We start from the raw sequence: 20,413 nt of genomic DNA, 5'->3' as shown, positions 1-20,413 counted from the left end.
TTGCCTGAAGCTGAAGAGCAAAAAACCTACGGGTTTTTGAATTCAGCTTTAGGCCCTAAGTAGTACCACCAGTTCAGGATCAGACAAACCAGGTAGAATGCCGCGAAACCGTACAGTGCGTTTTCAGGCGTTGCCAGTTTGATCTGCTCACCAAAGATCTTAGGGATCAGGAAAGCACCGTAAGCCGCTACCGCAGAAGTCCAGCCCAGCGCAGGACCCGCCAGCTCTTTCGGGAATACCATAGCAATAGTACGGAAAGTAGAACCGTTACCGATACCTGTTGCCGCGAACAGCACCAGGAACAGCACCAGGAATGGTACGAAGAACTCTTCCGGAGTCGCAGACTGGTAAGCCGCTTTCAGGAAGTAAGCTACACCCAGCGCAGAACCAATCATTACGATTGCACAGTACTGAGTTACTTTTGCGCCACCCATCTTATCGGCCATCCAACCACCGATCGGACGGATCAGGGCACCGATGAAAGGTCCCATCCAGGCATACATCAGAGCAGACGGGCCGTTAGCATTAACAACGTTATGCGTCATCGCACCGTCAACCATCAGGTGCTGGTAACCGAATACTACTTTGATCGCCAGCGCGAAACCTGCGGAATAACCGATGAAGCTACCAAAGGTCATGGTGTAGATGATACTCATCACCCAGGTGTGCTTGTTATCAAAGATCTTGAACTGACGCTGCAGGTTAGGTTTGATATCACCCGGAATCAGCTTCATCAACATAATAGTTGAGAACAGAATACCGGCGATGACAGGCCACTTAGCCCAGCCCGGTGCACCGATACCAACAGGCGCAGGCAGAATGATGTACAGACCACAAGCCGCGGTGAAGAAACCGATCAGTAGCAGACCAGCAATCTTACCCATAGAACCCGCAGGAGAACCGATATCTGGCGATACCGCATCGGTACGGATGTTGTTCATGCCGAACCAGCCAGCGATCGCCAGTGGAATCAGCAGTACCAGCCATACGAAACCAGCATTGTGGATATAGGTCTCAGAACCGGCAGGAATCTTACCGATCAGGGTACCGGAAGTGTTTTCCAGGATCATCGGCTCACCGCCGAAGATACCGAAAGTCATCACCAACGGAATCAGGATCTGCATGGTAGTTACACCCGCATTACCCAGACCTGCGTTCAGACCCAACGCCAGACCCTGCTTCTTCTTAGGGAAGAAGAAAGAGATGTTAGACATTGAAGAGGCGAAGTTACCGCCACCAATACCGGACAGGAATGCCAGGATCTGGAATACATACAGTGGTGTATCCTTATCCTGCAGCGCAAAACCAGCACCAGCAGCAGGCAGCATCAGCAATGCCGTGGTAAAGAAGATGGTGTTTCGACCACCCGCAATACGGATAAAGAAACTACTCGGAATACGCAATGTAGCACCGGTCAGACCGGCGATACCTGCAAGGGTGAACAGTTCCGCTTTATCGAAATCAAATCCCAGGTTGAGCATTTGTACAGTAATGATGCCCCAGTACAACCAGACAGCAAAACCAGACAACAAACTCGGAATTGAGATCCAGAGGTTGCGGTTCGCAACACTCTTGCCGGTAGACTCCCAGAATTGGTCGTCTTCGACATCCCACTTATGAATATCAGCCATACCTTAGTTTCTCCCAGTGCTCAGTCCTGCCCTTAAGGGCGAGGTACTTTGACACTTAAACGAACTCTCATATTTTATGTGCCCGGTTTAGCAGACACTGTTCTAAATCTTTCCTCTGACACTAATCCTGCAACGGATGAGATCAGCTAAGCCAAACACTTTCCCAGAGCCACTGGGTAACTGTGCTAAACGTCCCTGAAATCTGTACCTTCCTTAAGAAAGTTATTCTGGATCGCATCACGCAACCGCCTGCGCCTGTCATCAAACTGAACACCGTAGAACATCACCATCATGCACACCGCTAACAGTCCATAGAGCAACATAAAGCAGGAGCTACGCACCCCCAGAACATCGGCGACTAAGCCGAACATGATCGGCAGCGCAAAGCCCCCGATCGCACCCAGAGCGCCCACCATGCCACCAACAACCCCTATCCGCTCGGGATAGTAGTCATAGATGATGCGGTACACACTGGCCTTCCCGAACCCCATCGCCACACCGACAACCAATAACAGTACAGTAAACAGCCAGACCGGCATTTCGATATTGAGAGTTACGTCCCGTTCGATGCCGTGAATAGTCATGGTTGTGGGTGGATAGGAGAGGAAAAACAGACACACAAGGCAGATCCAGAACACTGTCCAGTTCACCTGCCTTGCGCCCAGCCGGTCGGCACACCAGCCGCCAAATATACGGGACAGAGCCCCCGGCAAGGTAAATAACAATGTCAGAAACGAAGCGGTCGTCAGATCCAGCCCGTAGTGGGTGACATAGTAATCCGGCAACCACAACGCCAAAGCAACATAGCCACCAAAAACAAAAAAATAGTACAAGCCAAAACGCCACACCCGCAGATCCCAAAGCACACTAAGCTGATCAGCCAAGTGGTACTTCGGAGTCGTTTCAGGCCGCTCATGCTTAGGGTCATCGCTGGTCATCATCCAGAACATCAGCGCCAGCAATACCAACACGAAGGCATACACGACCGGCGCCTGACGCCAGCCATAAGCCAGAATAATCAGCGGCGCGACCAGATTAGTCAGCGCAGCGCCCAGATTACCGGAGCCAAAAAACCCCATACTCAGGCCCTGATTTTCACTGCTGGACCAGGAGGAAACATAGTGAATGCCAACGATGAAGCTGCTACCGGCAAAGCCGATACCCAGGCCTACCAGCAAATAATCCTGGTACGTTTCGGCGATAGACAGGGCGTACAACGGCAAGCTGACCAGCAACATCAACACTACCATCAAGCGTCGGCCACCGATTCTCTCCACCAGTACACCCATGGGCAGGCGGGTCAGAGCGCCGGTCAGAATAGGGGTCGCTACCAGAATACCGAATTCAGTTTCGCTCAGACCAAGCTCGCTCTTGATCTCAATACCGATCACCGAGAACAAGGTCCAGACCGCAAAACAGCCGGCAAACGCGATGGTACTCATGACCAGTGCCGAGATCTGTTGTTGGGTTTCATTAGCGAACATAGAGGCGCTTCCGTAGCTTTGCGTTGTATTACAGGGCCAACTTATGCCTAAAGCCCTTTGCGAATATTGATTGAAATCAAAGAACCGGAATCAAACAAGAACCCAATAACAACCAAATACCACTTTAGTAGTACCTAACAAAACAACCCTAAGACATTGTTTAATAAAGACAATAACAAGATCCAAGACAGGAATAAAAATATCACAATAAAATCACAACTCTTTATGAGTACACCGCATTTCTCAGCGAAGCTTTAACACCTGACACAACCGATCCTGAATTAAAACGGCTAGCCTATGAATACACACCAAACCAACGAGAATAGATTGGACTTCCTCATGGGTTGCCAAGGTATAATCTGGCTTATACTTTCTGGCCTGTACTCGCTGCACGGATGACAATCCGCTCTTGCGCTATCTGAGCCTGGCAATCTGTTGGTAGGTTCATTCGCCGTATGAAGATATTTAAACATTCAATAATCGCCCGCCTCGGCGCATCGATGTTCGCTATCAGCCTGATGGCACTGATCAGCATGATCGGCTCAGTTATCGTGGCAGAGAGCACCCAGGGTGATGCGGCCGGTATCAATCTGGCCGGCTCACTGCGCATGCTTTCATTTCGCATAGTCTCGGAAACTCAGCAATATCAGTCCAGGCCATCTCTCGGGATGCGCGCACAGGCAGAAGAAACTATCAAAGAGTTCGGTAAGCGGATCAACAGCCCGGTTATGGCAGAAGTCATCCCTGAAACCCGGGATCACCAACTTTACAGCCAGTATAAAAATATCGTCCTGGAGTGGGAGCAACACCTGGCACCTTCGCTGCAACTGGCACTGCAGAAAGGATCAGACGGCGGTGACGATTACATCCACAATATCGAAGCGTTCGTGCCCCGTATCGATAAGATGGTACAACTGCTGGAGCGCAGCACCGAGTCCAAGATCAAGCTGCTCAGCCTGGTACAGGGCATCAGCCTGTTTATGACCATCCTGATCATCTTCATCGCAATGCTGGATATCCGCAACAACGTTGTTGTACCACTGCGCCAACTGGTGGATATGGCTCGACAGGTAAGCCGCGGCAAGCTAACCTCCCGCTCCACCTATCAGAGTCAAGATGAGCTTGGAGTACTGGGTCGCAGCTTCAATGATATGGCGGAAGAACTCTCTAAGATGTACTCCCACCTAGAGAACCGGGTTAATCAAAAAACCGCGCAGCTACGCCAGAGTAATGAGTCACTGCAACTGCTCTATGAAACCAGCCGTCAATTCACCCGCAAAGACGATATCTGTCGACGTATGATTCCGGTACTTAAACAGCTGGAAAGCATTACCCCGGTCGGTCCGATCCAGATCACCCTTAACGAGCCGAACAAAAAACAGCATTACCGCCAGATCAGTACCCAGTCGCTGGAGCGACCACTGGACTGCAGCGATCAGAGCTGTGAAAATTGTATCGTGCCGCAGATGATCGAAGCCCCTCAGCAAACGCTGGCGCTACCGATCCAGACCGACGAAACCTATTTTGGCGAGTTCAATGCGCAATTCAATCCTGCCAACCGACCTAATCAGGACCAGCTTAAACTGATCGAAACCGTGGTTGAAAACCTCAGCACTGCACTCTCACTGGAACTCAAAGCCCAGCAAAAAGAGAAGATGTCGCTGATAGAAGAGCGCACCGTAATCGCCCGGGAACTACATGACTCACTGGCGCAATCACTCTCTTACCTTAAGATGCAGGTCACCCGCTTGCAGATCCTTCGCGAGAAAGACAAACCTGAAGAGCAGATCAATGAGGTTATTCTTGAATTGCGCGAGGGCCTCAACAACGCCTATCGTCAATTGCGTGAGCTGCTGACCACTTTCCGCCTCAAGCTTGATAAGCCCGGACTTGAGCCGGCACTGGAAGCCACTATTGCCGAATTTTCTGACCGACTCGGCTTTGCCATTCACTTTAACTACGATATTCGACACCAGTCTCTGTCCCCCAACGAAGAGATCCATGTACTGCAACTAGTGCGCGAAGCCCTGGCAAATATAGTCAAGCATGCTCAGGCCAGTGATGTCGCCGTGCTACTGACCCAGAAAAAAGATATTATCGAAGTACTGATTGAGGACAACGGCATCGGCATACCGGATAACCACGAAGTGAAAAATCACTACGGCGTTATCATTATGCGCGACCGGGCCAGCACTCTGGGTGGTACCCTCAACCTGAATAACCAGGCCGAAGGCGGCCTCCAGGTTAAGGTAACGTTCAAGCCAAAACAACAAAACTGAGTGCGTAAGCACCCGGCAAACGAGAAGATACAGAATTGATTATGAGCACAGATTCCAGTACTGACACCAGCCCCGCTTCTATCCTGCTGATTGATGATCACCCACTGCTACGTAAAGGCGTCAAACAGCTTATCGATCTTGAAGACAGCATGGACGTAATCGGCGAAGCCTCCAACGCCCACGAAGGCGTTGCCAGAGCACAAGAGCTGGACCCTGATCTGATTCTGCTTGATCTCAACATGCCCGAAATCAACGGCATCGAAACCCTGAAGATGCTGCGTGAAGCGGAGGTCTCCTCACGTATCGTAGTATTCACCGTCTCCGATAACGAAGAAGATGTTGTTGCGGCACTCAAGGCCGGTGCCGATGGCTACCTGTTGAAAGATATGGAGCCGGAAGAACTGGTGCAGAACCTGGAGCAGGCCGCGCTGGGCAAGATGGTCATCAGCGACCGTCTGACCGCCCTGCTCGCCCAGGCCCTGCAATCCGGCCGTACCGACAAGAGCGCCGATACCGACAGCCTGACGCCACGGGAAAAACAGATCATCAAACTGATCGCCGGCGGCCTGCCCAACAAACTGATCGCCCGTAAACTCAACATCACCGAAGGCACAGTCAAAGTACACGTTAAGCATCTGCTGAAGAAGCTTCGCCTGCGCTCACGGGTTGAAGTTGCGGTTTGGGCTGTACAGGAAGGTTTGTCATAACGCCTTTTTGAGAACGTAGCGGAGCTACTCGCCAGACCGCCGCTTCGCGGCTTGCTGGAACGTGGCGCAAGCGCCACTGCTAGTTAGTAGCTAGAAAAATCTAAAAGAGAGCCGCAGGCTCTCTTTTTTTATTGTCTGCTTTGTGCTGTGTATGTTGCAACGATCCACTGAATCCACAGCCATAAACGGTCATTCACAACATTGAAATTGAGTGGCGATTCAGCGTGTTGTATTAGGAAGCCTCTGATTAAGTCCATGATATGGCTTCGCTAGCCGTTTTTCAGGCTTAGGTGCTGGGCGAGATGCGAGGCGCAGTCTGTAGCGACTTGCTCAGAAGTTCTTTAGATGGTTCCTCGCTCGAAAGCGTGGTCTCCCAAGCAGTTTGTGCATCGTTCAGTTGAATTTTACCCAGGGAAATTATTAGCAATTAGTAAGGGCTGTTTCGAAGGGCCTAAATAGTCGATAATAATTAGTATTGTGAGTGATTATTTGATGTCTAATCGAACGATACGATGGAGATGCTTATGACTAAGTTAGACGATCTGGTTGACCAGCATATTAAGGAATATAACTCGCGTTTGAAACATATTGATGAACTGGCTGAGCAGGCGGCCGCTCTGGAGGAAGAAAGTCACCTGGACGAGCTTGCTGAGCTAAAATCAGAGCGTAACAAGTTAGCTGACTATCTTAAAGAACTGGAACAGAACCGCTCAGAGAAATCACTGGAAATGACAGGTCCAATGTACATCTGGGATGTGATTGCCCAGCGTCTGGAAAAGCTACTGGAAAAGATTATTAAATAATCAAACCCTAAGTATAAGATCACTTGATAGGAGAGGGTTACATTCTGCTTACCCGAAGGCGCTTGTGAATAGCCCCCCAGTTCTCTAGACGCTCATAAGCCTAACAGACCAATCTATCTAGCTATAATGTATTCAGGCAATTAAGTCTTAGACAAAGTGATTTTGACCATTATAAATGTGGTTAGACTATGGCTGCTTCGTGCCGCTAGCTGAAACCCAAGCCGCCTTGATGATATGTCCGCTTTGTCTCGACAGGCGACTAAACAGCTCCTACGAAGCTGTAGATCAAAGATCTGATCGCTACAATGCCATTTGGCAACATCCTGAATAAGGATGAGAGAAGCCCTGAACACGAGAAATAAACACTACTATTCTACCGAATTATTGCCCAAGCCCTCGTTTAGCTCCTCATCAATATAGCGTCGAATATATTTTTGGCCGTTGCTGGTTACTTTATTAACCCAAAAACAAAAGAGTGCGCCCAGGGTGATAAAGATGATTCTGGCCTCTGGAAATAACACTGACAGCAGAATAGTCACCAGCACAGCGACCAAAATTGACCATCTTCCTCGTCGCTGGGCATTGATTAGCAAGGCTTCGGCCTGAGCAGGGCTGGTGATCCCCGCCTTTATCAATGAACCCCGTAGAGACTCATACTCTTTCTGGCGGCGGGCCTTCATACGCCCAAAGGGATCGACTAGATTCATATGGTGCCTCTTGGATTGGATTAAAAAGAGATTTCCAGGACGTCTTCCTGCGCGTTAGTCATCGAAAACTATAGCAGCATCAGGAAGGGTTTCGTTTCACCCTTACCATCATTCAAATAACATAGCCTCAATCTCGAAATGTATCACGCTCTGTAAAGTCCCAAGGTGAAGATTCTAACGGTAGGAACTTCGGCTTCGTGTCGATACGAATCATAATCACTCTGAAAAAAAGACCAATCAATTTAATGGGCGTTTCACTCCCACTACGAACATAGCAAGGCACAATCGATTCGGCCTCATACCGAGCCCAAACCACCTTATTCAGGAGCTGACAATTGGCCTGTTAGGGCTATTTATTATCACCCTTTCATTGCAATAACACTCTTTTACCACTTAGTAAGCAGATCAGTCCTTACGATAGGGGTTTGGCAGCTTAAGATGGAATTGAATAGCCAGTGCACGCAATATTAACGCGATCAGGAAACCACCTACCAAATCATAACTGTTAGGTAGATTTAAGGTATTGAGCAATAGATACACGACTGAACCTACCAGCGCAGCGGTGATATACAGCTCTTCGTTCATCAGCGTCAGGTTACTGCCACAGAGTACATCGCGGGCGATACCACCAAAGCTGGCGGTCATTACACCCATGCTAACCGCGATCAAAGGCGAAGCCCCAAACTCCAGCGCAATCTCAGTTCCAACCACCGCAAACAATGCAAGACCGACCGCGTCCATCCAGATCAGTGCCCGCGTTCGGGAGGCCAGCTTGGGCGCGATAAAATAGGTTATTGCTGACGCAACCAGGCAAATTGCGATCCATACCGGTTCGCGAATCCAGAACACCGGTAGATTACCCAGCAGCACATCGCGTAGTGTACCACCACCGAGACCGGTAGCCGTTCCGATCAGCATAAAGCCAAGAATATCCATTTTCTGACGGGCCGCATCGAGAGCGCCTGAGATGGCAAAGACCGCCACTGCAGATAAGCCCATTAAATTCACGACAGCGGTAATATCGAACGACATAGCACCCCTTCCCGACAGTCTCTGCCTGCAATACCCTGATAGCCGCGACTTTAATCGAAATAAGCCGAAGTAACAACAACCCAGATATATCTCACCAATCCGGCAATGGAACTTGTTCGTTGTTCTGGCACCAGCCCTCGCTTTCTTCTGCTATACCTTTAAGTAACTGAATAACTTCAATTAAGATTGGTTAGCTTATGTCCGACCCTATTACCGAAGAAGAGTGGAACAACTTTCTCCATGAGGCCTATCTGCGGTTGTCTAAGAAACAAGAATCCCTGATGCAGGAATACAATCTCAGCGATCATAAAAGGTTCAACTGGGATCAGGAGTCCGGTTCACTGATTTTTTCCAGCGATGGTGATCCTACAGTAATTGCTCAGGTGCAGTTTGTCGGATCGGTTTCAACTCAATCAGATACATGGCTATGGTCCTGGGCGAATACTACGGTCCTGGACAATGTCAAAAATCAGATGCACCGAGTCCGCGAATACGGTGATGCACATGGCTACTCTGCTCTGACGGCAGATCAGTGGAGTGCGGATGAGATCGACGGCTGGGAGATGACATCGGTTACTGCCCGCATACTAAAAGCCAGGGGCGCTTATCGCACCCGCACCGATAACGGTTTCACTTATATGGTCATCACGGAGATACGCTGGGCCAACTAGATTCTCAATAGACACGAACCAAAAAAGATACATCGATAAAAAAGCGACTGTAGACTTAATCTGTAGCACAAGGAGAGAAAGAAGGATTATACGCTTTTTCTGGCAACTAACAGGAAGGCCTGCTTCCATTCTCGCAGCGGCGAAGCCGCGATCTGACTACTGATTTTTTACCTGCAAAAAAATCCCCGGCGGGTTTTGAGCCTGGAAGCGCTGATGGGGTCGCTTATTTACCCGAATAATCGGGTCCATCCCACCGGGGGTGTCCACAACATTGTTACTCAATAAAGACTTCGCAACAGAACTACTCCACATAGTCTGAAAGTCAGAGAGCCCGATCCGGAAGTTGGGCTGTACAGACCTGAGGGAGGGGTGGTCTGCACAGAAATTTCACCGGACTGAGAAGATCCCGCAAATACCACTGACCTTTCAACAGTGGCTGAACCTCCTAACAACGCAACTCACTATATTCAGCCCGGGAATACAAAAACACTACCCTAAAGAGATAAATTTTGGCTACCACCAACGAACCTGAAAAGCTTGATAACGATCATTTATTAGTGACGGTCCGTTATGCAAAATATTGCCCCTTTTTCAATTCATAGCCCTGCCCTCATTTTTCTGTAAAATCTACCCCTTAAGAATCACCTGTTTTACAACCCTGAAACAAGCCTCTCCAAGGCCATGACCAAAAAACAATAAATCTTTATTTATCAAACAGATAACCACATTCAAAAGTAATACCCCTAAAGTAGTATATGAAGTTCGAACCATAAACCCTGCCACTTTGATTATTGATATAAGTCAACAACTCCCCTGCCCTTCTACTTTAGTTTCAACTCTGAAGCATTGAACACCGCCCGCTGATGCATGGTTATGCCACCAGCCAAAAATGATGAAAGGCGTTCTTTGCACTTAACACTCAGCCGCTTTAACCGCTTTTTTCTCGAAGGAGAAATTCAATGTCCACTGATAGACTCAGGCTGCTAAATTTCAGTGATGAAAAGATTAAAACTCTTCACGTCACCTGGTTTGCCTTTTTCCTGACTTTCGTTGTGTGGTTTTCACACGCGCCACTTATGGTCTTCATTAAAGAGGCCTTTGACCTGACAACGCCAGAAGTAAAGGCATTGTTAATCCTGAACGTTGCCCTGACGATTCCATCACGGATCATTATCGGTACATTAGTAGATAAGTACGGTCCCCGCTCTATCTACAGCATGCTGCTGGTTATTGGCGGCTTAATCTGTCTCGCTTTTGCTTCCGCGCAAACCTATGAGCAATTGGCACTTTTACGCTTCCTGAGTGGTTTCATCGGTGCCGGTTTCGTTATCGGTATCCGTATGGTCGGCGAATGGTTCCCGGCAAAACAGGTTGGTGTGGCTGAAGGTGTTTACGGTGGCTGGGGTAACTTTGGCTCCGCTGCCGGCGCGATGTCCCTGCCGACAATCGCACTGATGTTTGGCGGTGACGACGGCTGGCGCTATGCCCTGGGCATGACTGGCTGCATGGCTATCATTTACGGTTTCATCTACTACCGTGTTGCCCGTAATACTCCGAAGGGCTCTACTTACTTCAAGCCGAAGAAACATGGCGGCCTGGAAGTAACCTCAAAAACAGATTTCTTCTTCTATATCGGTATGAATATCCCGATGTATGCGGCCCTGGCAGTACTGACCTGGAAACTGTCACCAACCGGCGTTGGCTTGCTGACTGACACTGCTGCAACCGCACTCTATATAGTACTCTTTGTACTGTTCCTGGTGCAGGTGCGTGCAATCTACCACGTCAACGAAGAAAACCTTAAGCATGGCGTACCAGAGATTCAGCGCTATAAGTTTAAGCAGGTTGCAGTATTGAATGTATCTTACTTTGTAACCTTCGGTTCTGAGCTGGCCGTTGTTTCCATGCTACCGCTGTTCTTCATGGATACTTTCGACAATCTGAGCCCGGTACAGGCCGGTCTGCTGGCATCTGGTTTTGCCTTTATGAACCTGGTGGCCCGTCCTACTGGTGGTCACCTGAGTGATACTATCGGTCGTCGTAAGACGCTTTCTGTACTGATTATTGGTCTGGCTGTCGGTTACTTCATCCTCAGTCAAATCACATCCGGCTGGTGGATTCCTCTGGCGGTTGTCGCCACTATGTGTTGTTCCTTCTTTGTCCAGGCAGGTGAAGGTGCAGTATTCGCGGTAGTACCTCTGGTTAAGCGTCGTATGACAGGTCAGATCGCCGGTATGGCAGGCGCTTACGGTAACGTGGGTGCTGTATGCTATCTGACTGTACTGTCCTTCGTAGACTACTCCACCTTCTTTATGGTGATTAGTGCCTCCGCTGCGGTTTGCTTCCTGCTAGTCCAGTTTATGGATGAGCCACAGGGACAGATGGCAGAAGTACTGCCGGACGGTACTGTAGAACTGATCGACGTCCAGTAATCTGGATGTAAAAAGGACCGGTTATAGATGCCGGTCCTTTTGTTTTCAGATCTATTTTCCTCGGCAGTTTGTCAGAGCCTTTAGCAAAGTGATCTATATAAAGAGACACTTATCTAAAGGCTTTTCAGTTAAAATGGAATAACTGCATGCATATCAACGGTGAAATCAAGCTGAGCACAGGACAGTACAGTGAAACGGGGCGCAAACAGCGCAACGAGGACTGTCTTAGCTTTTTTATGCCCGTTGGTAACCTGCTTACCACGAAAGGCGCGGTAAGCCTGATCGCCGATGGCGTCAGTACCGCCGAAGCAGGCGGTGAAGCTGCTGAACTCTGCGTGCGGGAGTTTATCAACGATTATTTCGATACACCCGATATCTGGACCGTAAAGAAGTCTGCACAGCGGGTGCTCACCGCGATCAACCGCAACCTGTACGGCAAAAGCCACGAATTCCTGTCCGCCGAAAGGGGTTATATCTGTACCCTCAGCGTACTTATTATCAAATCCCATACTGCTCACCTGTTCCATATCGGTGACAGCCGGATTTATCGCCTGCGAAATAATCAGCTGGAACTGCTGACCACCGATCATATTACCCCCCTGAGCGAAAGTAACAGCTGTCTGAGTCGTGCCATGGGCATGGACACCCGCCTGGAAATTGATTATCGCGGCGTTTCTGTTGAACCCGGTGATCTGTTCCTGCTAAGCACCGATGGTGTGCATGATTACCTGAAGCCGGAACGCAAAATAGAGATAATTAACCAGGCACCCGACCTGCATCAGGCCTGTATTGACCTCACTGAAGCTGCGCATGCCGCCGGCAGCCCGGACAACCTCAGCTGTCAGCTGGTACGTATCGAATCCCTGCCCGATGAAAGCCTCAATGAGCTGACCGATAAGCTAACCGAACTGCCATTTCCGCCGGAACTTAACCGGGGGATGAAGATAGATGGCTATGAGGTTTTAAGAGAGTTATACGCCAGCACCCGCAGTCAGCTCTACCTGGTCAGGGATATGTCCGGTGGAGAAGAGCTGGTAATGAAAACTCCATCCCGCAATTTCGATGATGACCCGGCCTATATTGAGCGGTTCATCATGGAAGAGTGGGTCGGCAGCCGAATCAAAAGTCCCTACGTGGTTGAAGTCATCACGCCAAACAGACCGAAAAACTTCCTCTACTACCTGATGGAAAAGGTAGAAGGCGACACACTGGAGGCCTGGATCGAAGACAATATGGCGCCGACACCTGCGGATGCCATTAAAGTGATCCGACAGGTTGCCCACGGTCTGGAAGCATTTCACCAGAAAGAGACGCTGCATCAGGATCTCAAGCCCAGCAACATCATGATCAGTGACGATATGACGGCTAAAATCGTCGATTTCGGCTCGGTATTCGTCGCCGGGGTCAACGAGATCTTCGTCCCCCTGCAGCGGGACCGTATTCTGGGTACCGTAAACTACTCAGATCCGGTATTCCGCCTCGGTGAAAACACCGGCATCCAAGGCGATATATTCTCCCTGGCTTCGATCACCTATGAGATATTCACTAAACACCTGCCCTATGGCATTGCTCTCGAAAAATGCGAAAAACCACAACAACTTAAACGACTGTCATATGTTCCGTCAGATCGTTATAACGAAATCCTGCCCCTTTGGTTCGACCGCGCCCTGGAAAAAGGGCTGGCGATCGATACCGAGAAACGATATCAATCACTGCAGGACTTTATGCAGGACCTGACCCACCCCAACCCGGACTTCCTCGCCCCCCGGGAAGAGAAGATCACCACTAAGAGCACCATGATCTTCTGGCAGATCCTGTTCCTGATCTGGTTTGTCTCAACGATCGCGCTGGTTATTCTCTTCGTTAACGGAGACTAGAAATAGCGCCAAAGCTACTTACAGACTGTAGAGGGAAAGAACCAGTCGCTAGAACACGGCTGCGCCGCTTGCTAGAACGGAAGGCAAGCCTTCCTGCTAGTGGCTAGAAAAAGCAAAGTCAAAAACTTAAAAACTTAAAAACTTAAAAACTTAAAAACTTAAAAACTTAAAAACTTAAAAACTTAAAAACTTAAAAACTTAAAAACTTAAAAACTTAAAAACTTAAAAACTTAAAAACTTAAAAACCAATCCTTGCTTACATCGCACGTTTTCACTTAGCTATTTAAAAAGGCCGTTACGCTTTTTCTAGCAGTAGCGCTTGAGCTACGTTCTAGCGAGTCGCGTAGCGACGTTCTAGCGAGGAAGGTTTCCTTCCGGTCTAGCCACTGCTTATACCTTTGAGCTTGATCAAGGCACTCCCCCCCCCAGTCATCTAAAATAGCTTTTTAAATCTGATTTAAGTGGTTTACCTATGGCCCTGATTTCTTCTCTGCCTAATTTTCCGGATCTGCCCCGCCCCTCTCTGCCAGGTACTGACCGGATTAAACCGCTGCTGAAAACCGCCTTCAGAAAAGTCGATAAAGTAGTCCCCTTCAAGCTGAAGAAGCGTTTGATTGAGGAAACATTGAACCGGGCCTTTGTTGTGGCACTGGAGGATGGCGAGTTTGATTACCTGGAAGGCCGTGCACTTGGCCTTGAGGTCACCGATCTTAAACTGAAACTGGCATTTACCTGTATCGATGAGCAACTCATTGTACAACCCGGTTACGGCTGTGATGCCTGGATCAAAGGTGAAAGCGGGGAATTTCTGAAGCTGGCCAACCGTAGCGAAGATCCGGATACCCTTTTCTTTCAGCGCAAATTACTGATCGAAGGCGATACCGAACTGGGCCTGGGCACCAAGAACCTGCTCGACAGTATTGACTGGGAAGAACTCCCGGCACTATTCCAGCATAGCCAGGCAGTATTACAACGCTTCAGCTGATTCTGCATGAACCTTGTTCCGGCAGCACCCTCTGCCGGATTAAACAGCCAATATCTGGCGACATAATAGCCCTCGCTCCCCGCATGCTGTATCCTGCACCCCCGCCTTAAGGCGACCCGATTTCATTAAGAGAACACCGTATGAGCTTTGCTGACCTGGGCCTTTCCCCCGCTATCCTGGAAGCTGTAACTGAAAAAGGTTACGACACCCCTTCGCCGATTCAGGCTCAGGCGATCCCTGCCGTCCTGCAAGGCCGGGATGTAATGGCTGCGGCCCAGACCGGCACCGGTAAAACGGCTGGTTTTACCTTGCCACTGCTGGAACAGCTAAGCACCGGCGAGCGCGCCAAACCGAATCAGGTACGGGCATTGATTCTGACCCCGACCCGGGAACTGGCAGCTCAGGTAGGCGAGAGTGTTGAAACCTATGGTCGCAACCTCCCGCTAAGTTCTGCGGTGGTATTTGGCGGCGTTAAGATCAACCCACAAATGATGAAACTGCGCCGTGGCGTCGATGTTCTGGTCGCAACACCTGGCCGCCTGATGGATCTGTATAACCAGAAAGCGGTACGTTTCAATCAGCTGGAAGTTCTGGTTCTCGATGAAGCAGATCGGATGCTGGATATGGGTTTCATCAACGATATCCGTAAGATTCTGGCACTGCTGCCAAAGCAGCGGCAAAACCTGATGTTCTCAGCAACTTTCTCTGACCAGATCAGAAACCTGGCGAAAGGTTTGGTAAACGATCCGGTTGAGATCTCAGTAACGCCGCGTAATACCACGGCAAAATCTGTAAAGCAGTGGATCTATCCGGTCGACAAAAAGCAGAAATCACGACTATTAACCCAACTGATACAAGATAACAGCTGGCACCAGGTACTGGTATTTACCCGGACTAAACGCGACGCTAATAAACTCAGCCAGCATCTGGACGGTGAAGGTATCACCGCAGCCGCAATCCATGGCAACAAGAGCCAGGGCGCGCGTACCAAAGCACTGGCTGAATTCAAGGGCGGCAAAGTTCAGGTTCTCGTAGCAACCGATATCGCCGCCCGCGGTCTGGATATTGATCAGTTGCCACAGGTAGTCAACTTTGCTTTGCCTAATGTTGCTGAAGACTATGTTCATCGGATTGGCCGTACTGGCCGTGCTGGCGCTACTGGTCAGGCGGTCTCACTGGTCGCCGCAGACGAAATCGATCAGTTGAGGGATATCGAGCGCCTGACCGGAAAACTGCTGGAACGTGAATATATTGTCGGCTTTGAGCCGATGCACGCCCTGCCGGAATCAACACTGGACAAGCGCCCGTTCAAAGCCAAAAAGCCCAAGAAACCGAAAAAGCCTAAAACAGAGCATAAAGACGGCCAACGTTCGTCAGAAAACGCCCGCGGCCATAAGCCAACCGGCAAAAACCGCAGACATACCGGCCAGAAACAGCGCTCAGAGGGCGATTCCGCTCAGAAAAGCCGCTCCGGTAACAGCGCAGCAGGAGCAAAAAAATCAGCTTCGACTAAAACCTCTGGTAATAAAGCTGGAAATACAAGTGGCAGCACTGGTGGTAACAGAAGTGGTGCACCGGCGAGCGGAAACAGCACCCGAAATCAGCGCCGACGGCCTTCACCCGGTGGCCAGGGCCGTTCCACACGGGGCTAATTTAACGGACCAGGCCGCTCATCATCCTGACCGATGTACGGCCTCCAGCTCTTATTGACAGGGCCTGAAAGGTAAGATCTCACCACAAACTGTGTTTTAGCTTACAACCGCCCGGCTAAATCAAGTACATATCCGGCGACCGCCTCAACAAAGGTAGATTCCTGATGTCGGCGACAATAGCTACGGATATAGATATAAGCATTATCATTACGGTGTATTCGCAGTAGTTCTTCCCCACGGGGCGTTACCATACTCACCGCACTGATATAGCCAGATGCCCAATGGTGGTAGTCACGAACGGTTTCCTGTTCATCGTTGATACGCGACATATGCAGTTCAAACAGATAATTAGTACAGCTATTGGCACCTTTACCCACCAATAGTAATTGCCGTTCATCCGCCAGCACCGCTGTACTTAACAGCTGCACGACAAGATACACTCCACTCCAGTTATTCAAAGTGGCTCCCCCCCGGGTCACGATAACCGATCAACAGATTTGAACAGATCAATTCTGTAGCACGTAATAATTCATTATTGCGTATCGGCACATAACCTCAAGACTGAAGTAAAATTCAACCAGTCAAATAGGTATAAACAAATACTTGTACCGTACAAGGTTCTTTTTAAACCCTGTTTAAGGCTATCCGATTAAAGCCCGTTTAAGACTATCTGACTAAACCTGTTTAAGACTATCTGAACCTTTATAAATAAGTATTCACTCCTTCTGTAAGCCAACAAAAGCATATATCTAAGTGCACACTAACATCCAGCACCTGATCTATTATCAAGTACAAAAACAAACCATTACAAAAATTAAGGAGTACCCAAACCGGGGTGACTAAACTTTATAAAAGTAGCAGCACTGAACTAAGCTACCAGTGCTGTAGCACGTACCGGATGCTAATTACTAATCCAATCTACCGGAGCTGAGCCGAGAGCAATAACAGATCCGTAAGGAAGATAGGCTATGAATCTGCCAAGATTCTCATTTAATTCGTTACGCAACCGGGTCCTGCTGCTTACCCTGGCGGGTTTCCTGATCGCGTCAGTTACCCTGGCAATTCTGGTCGTTCGCTACTTGCAGAATGATGTACAAAAAATATTGATCCAACAGCAACAGACCATGGTTGATATGGTAGTGCAACGCATGGATAGCGCCCTGCAATCCCGGCTTGATTACCTGGAAGCATTCGCCGCCAAATTACAAAGTAACGGGCGTCTGTTATCAAACCGTAAAATCCAGCAACGACTTAACAGCGAAAGTCACCTACAACAGCTGTTTAATGGCGGACTGGTAGTACTTAACCGCAGCGGCATATCGGTGGTCGACTATCCTGTAGTTAAAGGCCGCACCGGTATAAATTTCTCCGACCGCCAACATCTGCAACAAGCCCGGGCCAGCGCCAGTTCGGTTATCTCCCGGCCATTGATCGGTAAAGGCCTGCAAACACCGCTATTTGCCATCAACACCCCGATTCTGGACGCTAACAAAAAGGTGATCGGCTTTATCTTTGGCGTCAACGTTCTGGCCAGAGACAACGTATTAAAAAACATTTCCGAACGGGCATTCGGTAATGCAGGACAGCTGCTGATCATCGATCCAAATCTGGAAATCTATGTCACCGACTCCGATAAAGGCGCAGCCCTTACCAGCTACAACAATAATGACCGCTGCAGCTGCATCAATCAGGTGCTGAGCGGACACAGTTCAGGTATCACCATTGACGCTGGCAATCAGCCAATACTCTATGCCTCAGCCGAGATCAAACAGATGGGTTGGCTGGTTATACGCACCTATCCATTACAGATGGCCACCAGCCCGGTCGATACTCTGACCATCAATATCACGTCGCTGATACTGGCCCTGATGCTGTTTATGGCCTCATTTATTGCCTACCTTCTAAAGCGCCAGTTAACGCCGCTGGAACTGGCCTCGAACACAATTATGCGTATGGCTAGCGGTCAGCAGCCGACCCACGAGCTGGAAATCATCCAACAAGACGAAGTCGGCAACCTGATCCAGTCTTTTAACGAACTGCATAAGACCCGCCTTGATAATGAACAAGCCCTGAGTGACTCAGAATCCCGCTACCGAATGACTATGGAAGCAACCGGAACCGGTATCTGGAGCTGGGACCTGCACCTTGATGAGATCAGCTGGAACAGCCAGTGTTTTATCATGCTGGGTTATAGCAATAAAGAGTTTGAACTGAACCGGGAGTCATTTAAAAATCTGCTGCATCCTGACGATCGGGTCGACTTTTTCATCAATTTCATGCCCCAGCTGCTTGGCAATACCTCGGTAGAAACTGAGTTTAGACTAAGAACTAAACAAGGCGGCTGGCTCTGGGTGCAGAGCCGTGGCCGACCCATTCTGTTTGATAACCATAGTAAACCGCTGCGCATTGTCGGTACCCACGTCAATATCGATAAACAGAAACAGACCGAGCAACTCCGACTGGCTGCAGCAGCATTTGAGACCAACGATGCAATCATGATCGTCAACGCCGAAGATAAGATAATCAAGGTCAATAATGCCTTCTGCCAGATTACCGGTTTCAACCACGCCGAAGTACAAAATCAGAACCCCAGAATGATGCAATCAGGTATTCACGGCAATGATTTTTATAGCGAAATGTGGAGCTGCCTCAACGACACCGGCCACTGGCAGGGCGAGGTATGGAACCGCCGCAAAGACGGTCAGATCTTTATCGCCTGGCTTAATATCAGTACCCACTATAACGACAACGGCTCCGTTAACAGCCGAGTTGCCGTATTCTCCGATATCACAGAAAAGAAACAATCTGAGGAACTGATCTGGAAGCAGGCCAACTTTGACCCACTCACCGGCCTGCCCAACCGCCGCATGTTCTTAGATCGCCTGTCCCAGGAGATCAAGCTGACAACCCGTGCTGATCAATCTCTGGCTCTGCTGTTCCTTGATCTGGACCGCTTTAAAGAGATCAATGACACGATGGGGCACGCCCAGGGAGACCTGCTGCTACAGGAAGCCGCCAATCGGCTTAAAAAACTGATGCGTAGCAGTGATACAGTCGCTCGCCTGGGGGGCGACGAATTTACCGTAATCCTGCCGCAGATCGACAGCAGCCATCAGGTTGAACGGGTCGTTGATAAGATGCTCACCGTACTAGCGGAACCTATCACTCTGGATCAGCAACAGGTGTACGTTACCGCGAGCATCGGCGTAACCCTGTACCCACAAGATGGCGATAGCTCCGATCAGTTAATACAAAATGCTGACCAGGCGATGTATGCAGCTAAGGAACGCGGCCGTAATCAGATGCATTATTTCACCCAGAGTATGCAGGAAGATGCGATACACCGGGTCGAAATCATAAAGAACCTGCGCAAGGCGATCGAGGAGGAACAGTTTGAACTCTATTTTCAGCCAATCGTCGATATGAAAAGTGGAAATATCCATAAAGCAGAAGCCCTGATCCGCTGGCATCACCCGGACGGCGGAATTATCATGCCGGATGCGTTCATCCCGATCGCCGAAGAGAGCGGCCTGATTCAGGATATCGGAAACTGGACGGTTAGCCAGGCGATCGGACAGGTTAAGCAGTGGCGCCAAAACCTGGATCCGTTATTCCAGCTCAGTATCAACACATCACCTGTTCATTTCGAAAATAGTCTGACCAACACCACGCTCGAGAGCTGGCTGATCCAGATAGAAGAAGCCCAGATCAGTGGTCAGGCGATCGCCATAGAGATCACCGAAGGACTGCTGATGGATCAGAGTAAGGAAACTCAGAATAAATTACTCAGCCTGCGGGATGCGAACATTCAGGTGGCGCTGGATGATTTCGGTACCGGACATTCATCACTGGCGTACCTCAACCGTTTCGATATCGACTATCTGAAAATCGATCGCAGTTTCGTCTGCAATCTGCAGCAACAATCCAATGACCTTGCACTTTGTAATGCGATTATCGTAATGGCTCATACCCTGGGTCTTAAAGTGATCGCCGAAGGCATAGAAACCGAGCAACAACGCGACCTGCTAGCACAGGCCGGCTGCGACTTTGGCCAGGGTTTTCTATACGCAAAACCCCTGCCGGCGGAACAGTTTGAGCAGTGTATCAAAGACCTGCACCAAGCCATTGATACGCCGGAGTAACGGCTTTGCCA

General features: G+C 49.4%; 14 protein-coding genes. 9 read left to right on the top strand and 5 right to left on the bottom strand.

The window, feature by feature from the left end; all coding sequences use genetic code 11:
- Nucleotides 1–26: 26 nt before the first annotated feature.
- Together ACQUQM_RS02680 and ACQUQM_RS02675 are read right to left on the bottom strand one after the other, a co-directional pair.
- On the bottom strand, nt 27–1,631 hold the full coding sequence (locus ACQUQM_RS02680; protein ID WP_432472936.1) for an MFS transporter: 1,605 nt from the start codon (nt 1,629–1,631) through the stop codon (nt 27–29).
- Between the two features lie 185 nt (nt 1,632–1,816).
- A complete protein-coding gene (locus ACQUQM_RS02675; protein ID WP_432472935.1) occupies nt 1,817–3,115 on the bottom strand; it encodes a nitrate/nitrite transporter in 1,299 nt (432 codons plus the stop codon).
- A gap of 455 nt (nt 3,116–3,570) precedes the next feature.
- Here ACQUQM_RS02675 and ACQUQM_RS02670 point away from each other — a divergent pair, with 455 nt between their 5' ends.
- From ACQUQM_RS02670 to ACQUQM_RS02660, 3 genes are all read left to right on the top strand, one after another.
- The gene (locus tag ACQUQM_RS02670; RefSeq protein ID WP_432472934.1) at nt 3,571–5,394 is read left to right on the top strand and encodes a histidine kinase; all 1,824 of its coding nucleotides are present in this window, start codon (nt 3,571–3,573) and stop codon (nt 5,392–5,394) included.
- Between the two features lie 41 nt (nt 5,395–5,435).
- Nucleotides 5,436–6,101 (top strand): two-component system response regulator NarL, encoded by a 666-nt coding sequence (gene narL, locus ACQUQM_RS02665; RefSeq protein ID WP_432472933.1) that lies wholly within the window; start codon nt 5,436–5,438, stop codon nt 6,099–6,101.
- Between the two features lie 524 nt (nt 6,102–6,625).
- Nucleotides 6,626–6,904 carry a hypothetical protein gene (locus ACQUQM_RS02660; RefSeq protein WP_432472932.1) on the top strand — a complete coding sequence of 93 codons (279 nt, stop codon included), beginning with the start codon at nt 6,626–6,628 and terminating at the stop codon, nt 6,902–6,904.
- A 368-nt stretch (nt 6,905–7,272) separates the two neighbouring features.
- On the opposite strand, the gene ACQUQM_RS02655 is transcribed toward ACQUQM_RS02660, so the two are convergent.
- Both ACQUQM_RS02655 and ACQUQM_RS02650 read right to left on the bottom strand, forming a co-directional pair.
- Complete coding sequence (locus ACQUQM_RS02655) at nt 7,273–7,611, bottom strand: hypothetical protein (protein WP_432472931.1); 339 nt, start codon at nt 7,609–7,611, stop codon at nt 7,273–7,275.
- A 405-nt stretch (nt 7,612–8,016) separates the two neighbouring features.
- On the bottom strand, nt 8,017–8,643 hold the full coding sequence (locus tag ACQUQM_RS02650; RefSeq protein WP_432472930.1) for a trimeric intracellular cation channel family protein: 627 nt from the start codon (nt 8,641–8,643) through the stop codon (nt 8,017–8,019).
- A gap of 197 nt (nt 8,644–8,840) precedes the next feature.
- Between ACQUQM_RS02650 and ACQUQM_RS02645 the strand changes: the two genes are divergently transcribed.
- The 5 genes from ACQUQM_RS02645 to ACQUQM_RS02625 all read left to right on the top strand — a co-directional run bounded on the left by ACQUQM_RS02645 (nt 8,841) and on the right by ACQUQM_RS02625 (nt 16,260).
- Nucleotides 8,841–9,314, top strand: a complete 474-nt coding sequence (locus tag ACQUQM_RS02645; RefSeq protein WP_432472929.1) for a DUF6882 domain-containing protein — start codon at nt 8,841–8,843, stop codon at nt 9,312–9,314.
- A gap of 959 nt (nt 9,315–10,273) precedes the next feature.
- The gene (locus tag ACQUQM_RS02640) at nt 10,274–11,746 is read left to right on the top strand and encodes a NarK family nitrate/nitrite MFS transporter (protein WP_432472928.1); all 1,473 of its coding nucleotides are present in this window, start codon (nt 10,274–10,276) and stop codon (nt 11,744–11,746) included.
- 146 nt (nt 11,747–11,892) lie between these two features.
- Complete coding sequence (locus tag ACQUQM_RS02635) at nt 11,893–13,623, top strand: protein kinase domain-containing protein (protein ID WP_432472927.1); 1,731 nt, start codon at nt 11,893–11,895, stop codon at nt 13,621–13,623.
- 472 nt (nt 13,624–14,095) lie between these two features.
- Complete coding sequence (gene ubiT / locus ACQUQM_RS02630; RefSeq protein WP_432472926.1) at nt 14,096–14,608, top strand: ubiquinone anaerobic biosynthesis accessory factor UbiT; 513 nt, start codon at nt 14,096–14,098, stop codon at nt 14,606–14,608.
- Between the two features lie 140 nt (nt 14,609–14,748).
- Nucleotides 14,749–16,260 (top strand): DEAD/DEAH box helicase, encoded by a 1,512-nt coding sequence (locus tag ACQUQM_RS02625; RefSeq protein WP_432472925.1) that lies wholly within the window; start codon nt 14,749–14,751, stop codon nt 16,258–16,260.
- Between the two features lie 101 nt (nt 16,261–16,361).
- On the opposite strand, the gene ACQUQM_RS02620 is transcribed toward ACQUQM_RS02625, so the two are convergent.
- A complete protein-coding gene (locus tag ACQUQM_RS02620) occupies nt 16,362–16,718 on the bottom strand; it encodes a hypothetical protein (RefSeq protein ID WP_432472924.1) in 357 nt (118 codons plus the stop codon).
- Nucleotides 16,719–17,228: 510 nt separating this feature from the next.
- Here ACQUQM_RS02620 and ACQUQM_RS02615 point away from each other — a divergent pair.
- Nucleotides 17,229–20,402 (top strand): EAL domain-containing protein, encoded by a 3,174-nt coding sequence (locus ACQUQM_RS02615; protein WP_432472923.1) that lies wholly within the window; start codon nt 17,229–17,231, stop codon nt 20,400–20,402.
- Nucleotides 20,403–20,413: the final 11 nt, after the last annotated feature.

The organism is Amphritea sp. HPY (genome assembly GCF_050870985.1).
GTDB lineage: Bacteria > Pseudomonadota > Gammaproteobacteria > Pseudomonadales > Balneatricaceae > Amphritea.
The sequence above is the reverse complement of the archived record's forward strand: the minus strand, read 5'-3'. Positions and strand labels throughout refer to the sequence as shown.

Coding starts and splice junctions, on each gene's coding strand:
- ACQUQM_RS02680 (WP_432472936.1), bottom strand. CDS start 1,631: ATGGCTGATATTCATAAGTGGGATGTCGAAGACGACCAATTCTGGGAG.
- ACQUQM_RS02675 (WP_432472935.1), bottom strand. CDS start 3,115: ATGTTCGCTAATGAAACCCAACAACAGATCTCGGCACTGGTCATGAGT.
- ACQUQM_RS02670 (WP_432472934.1), top strand. CDS start 3,571: ATGAAGATATTTAAACATTCAATAATCGCCCGCCTCGGCGCATCGATG.
- narL (WP_432472933.1), top strand. CDS start 5,436: ATGAGCACAGATTCCAGTACTGACACCAGCCCCGCTTCTATCCTGCTG.
- ACQUQM_RS02660 (WP_432472932.1), top strand. CDS start 6,626: ATGACTAAGTTAGACGATCTGGTTGACCAGCATATTAAGGAATATAAC.
- ACQUQM_RS02655 (WP_432472931.1), bottom strand. CDS start 7,611: ATGAATCTAGTCGATCCCTTTGGGCGTATGAAGGCCCGCCGCCAGAAA.
- ACQUQM_RS02650 (WP_432472930.1), bottom strand. CDS start 8,643: ATGTCGTTCGATATTACCGCTGTCGTGAATTTAATGGGCTTATCTGCA.
- ACQUQM_RS02645 (WP_432472929.1), top strand. CDS start 8,841: ATGTCCGACCCTATTACCGAAGAAGAGTGGAACAACTTTCTCCATGAG.
- ACQUQM_RS02640 (WP_432472928.1), top strand. CDS start 10,274: ATGTCCACTGATAGACTCAGGCTGCTAAATTTCAGTGATGAAAAGATT.
- ACQUQM_RS02635 (WP_432472927.1), top strand. CDS start 11,893: ATGCATATCAACGGTGAAATCAAGCTGAGCACAGGACAGTACAGTGAA.
- ubiT (WP_432472926.1), top strand. CDS start 14,096: ATGGCCCTGATTTCTTCTCTGCCTAATTTTCCGGATCTGCCCCGCCCC.
- ACQUQM_RS02625 (WP_432472925.1), top strand. CDS start 14,749: ATGAGCTTTGCTGACCTGGGCCTTTCCCCCGCTATCCTGGAAGCTGTA.
- ACQUQM_RS02615 (WP_432472923.1), top strand. CDS start 17,229: ATGAATCTGCCAAGATTCTCATTTAATTCGTTACGCAACCGGGTCCTG.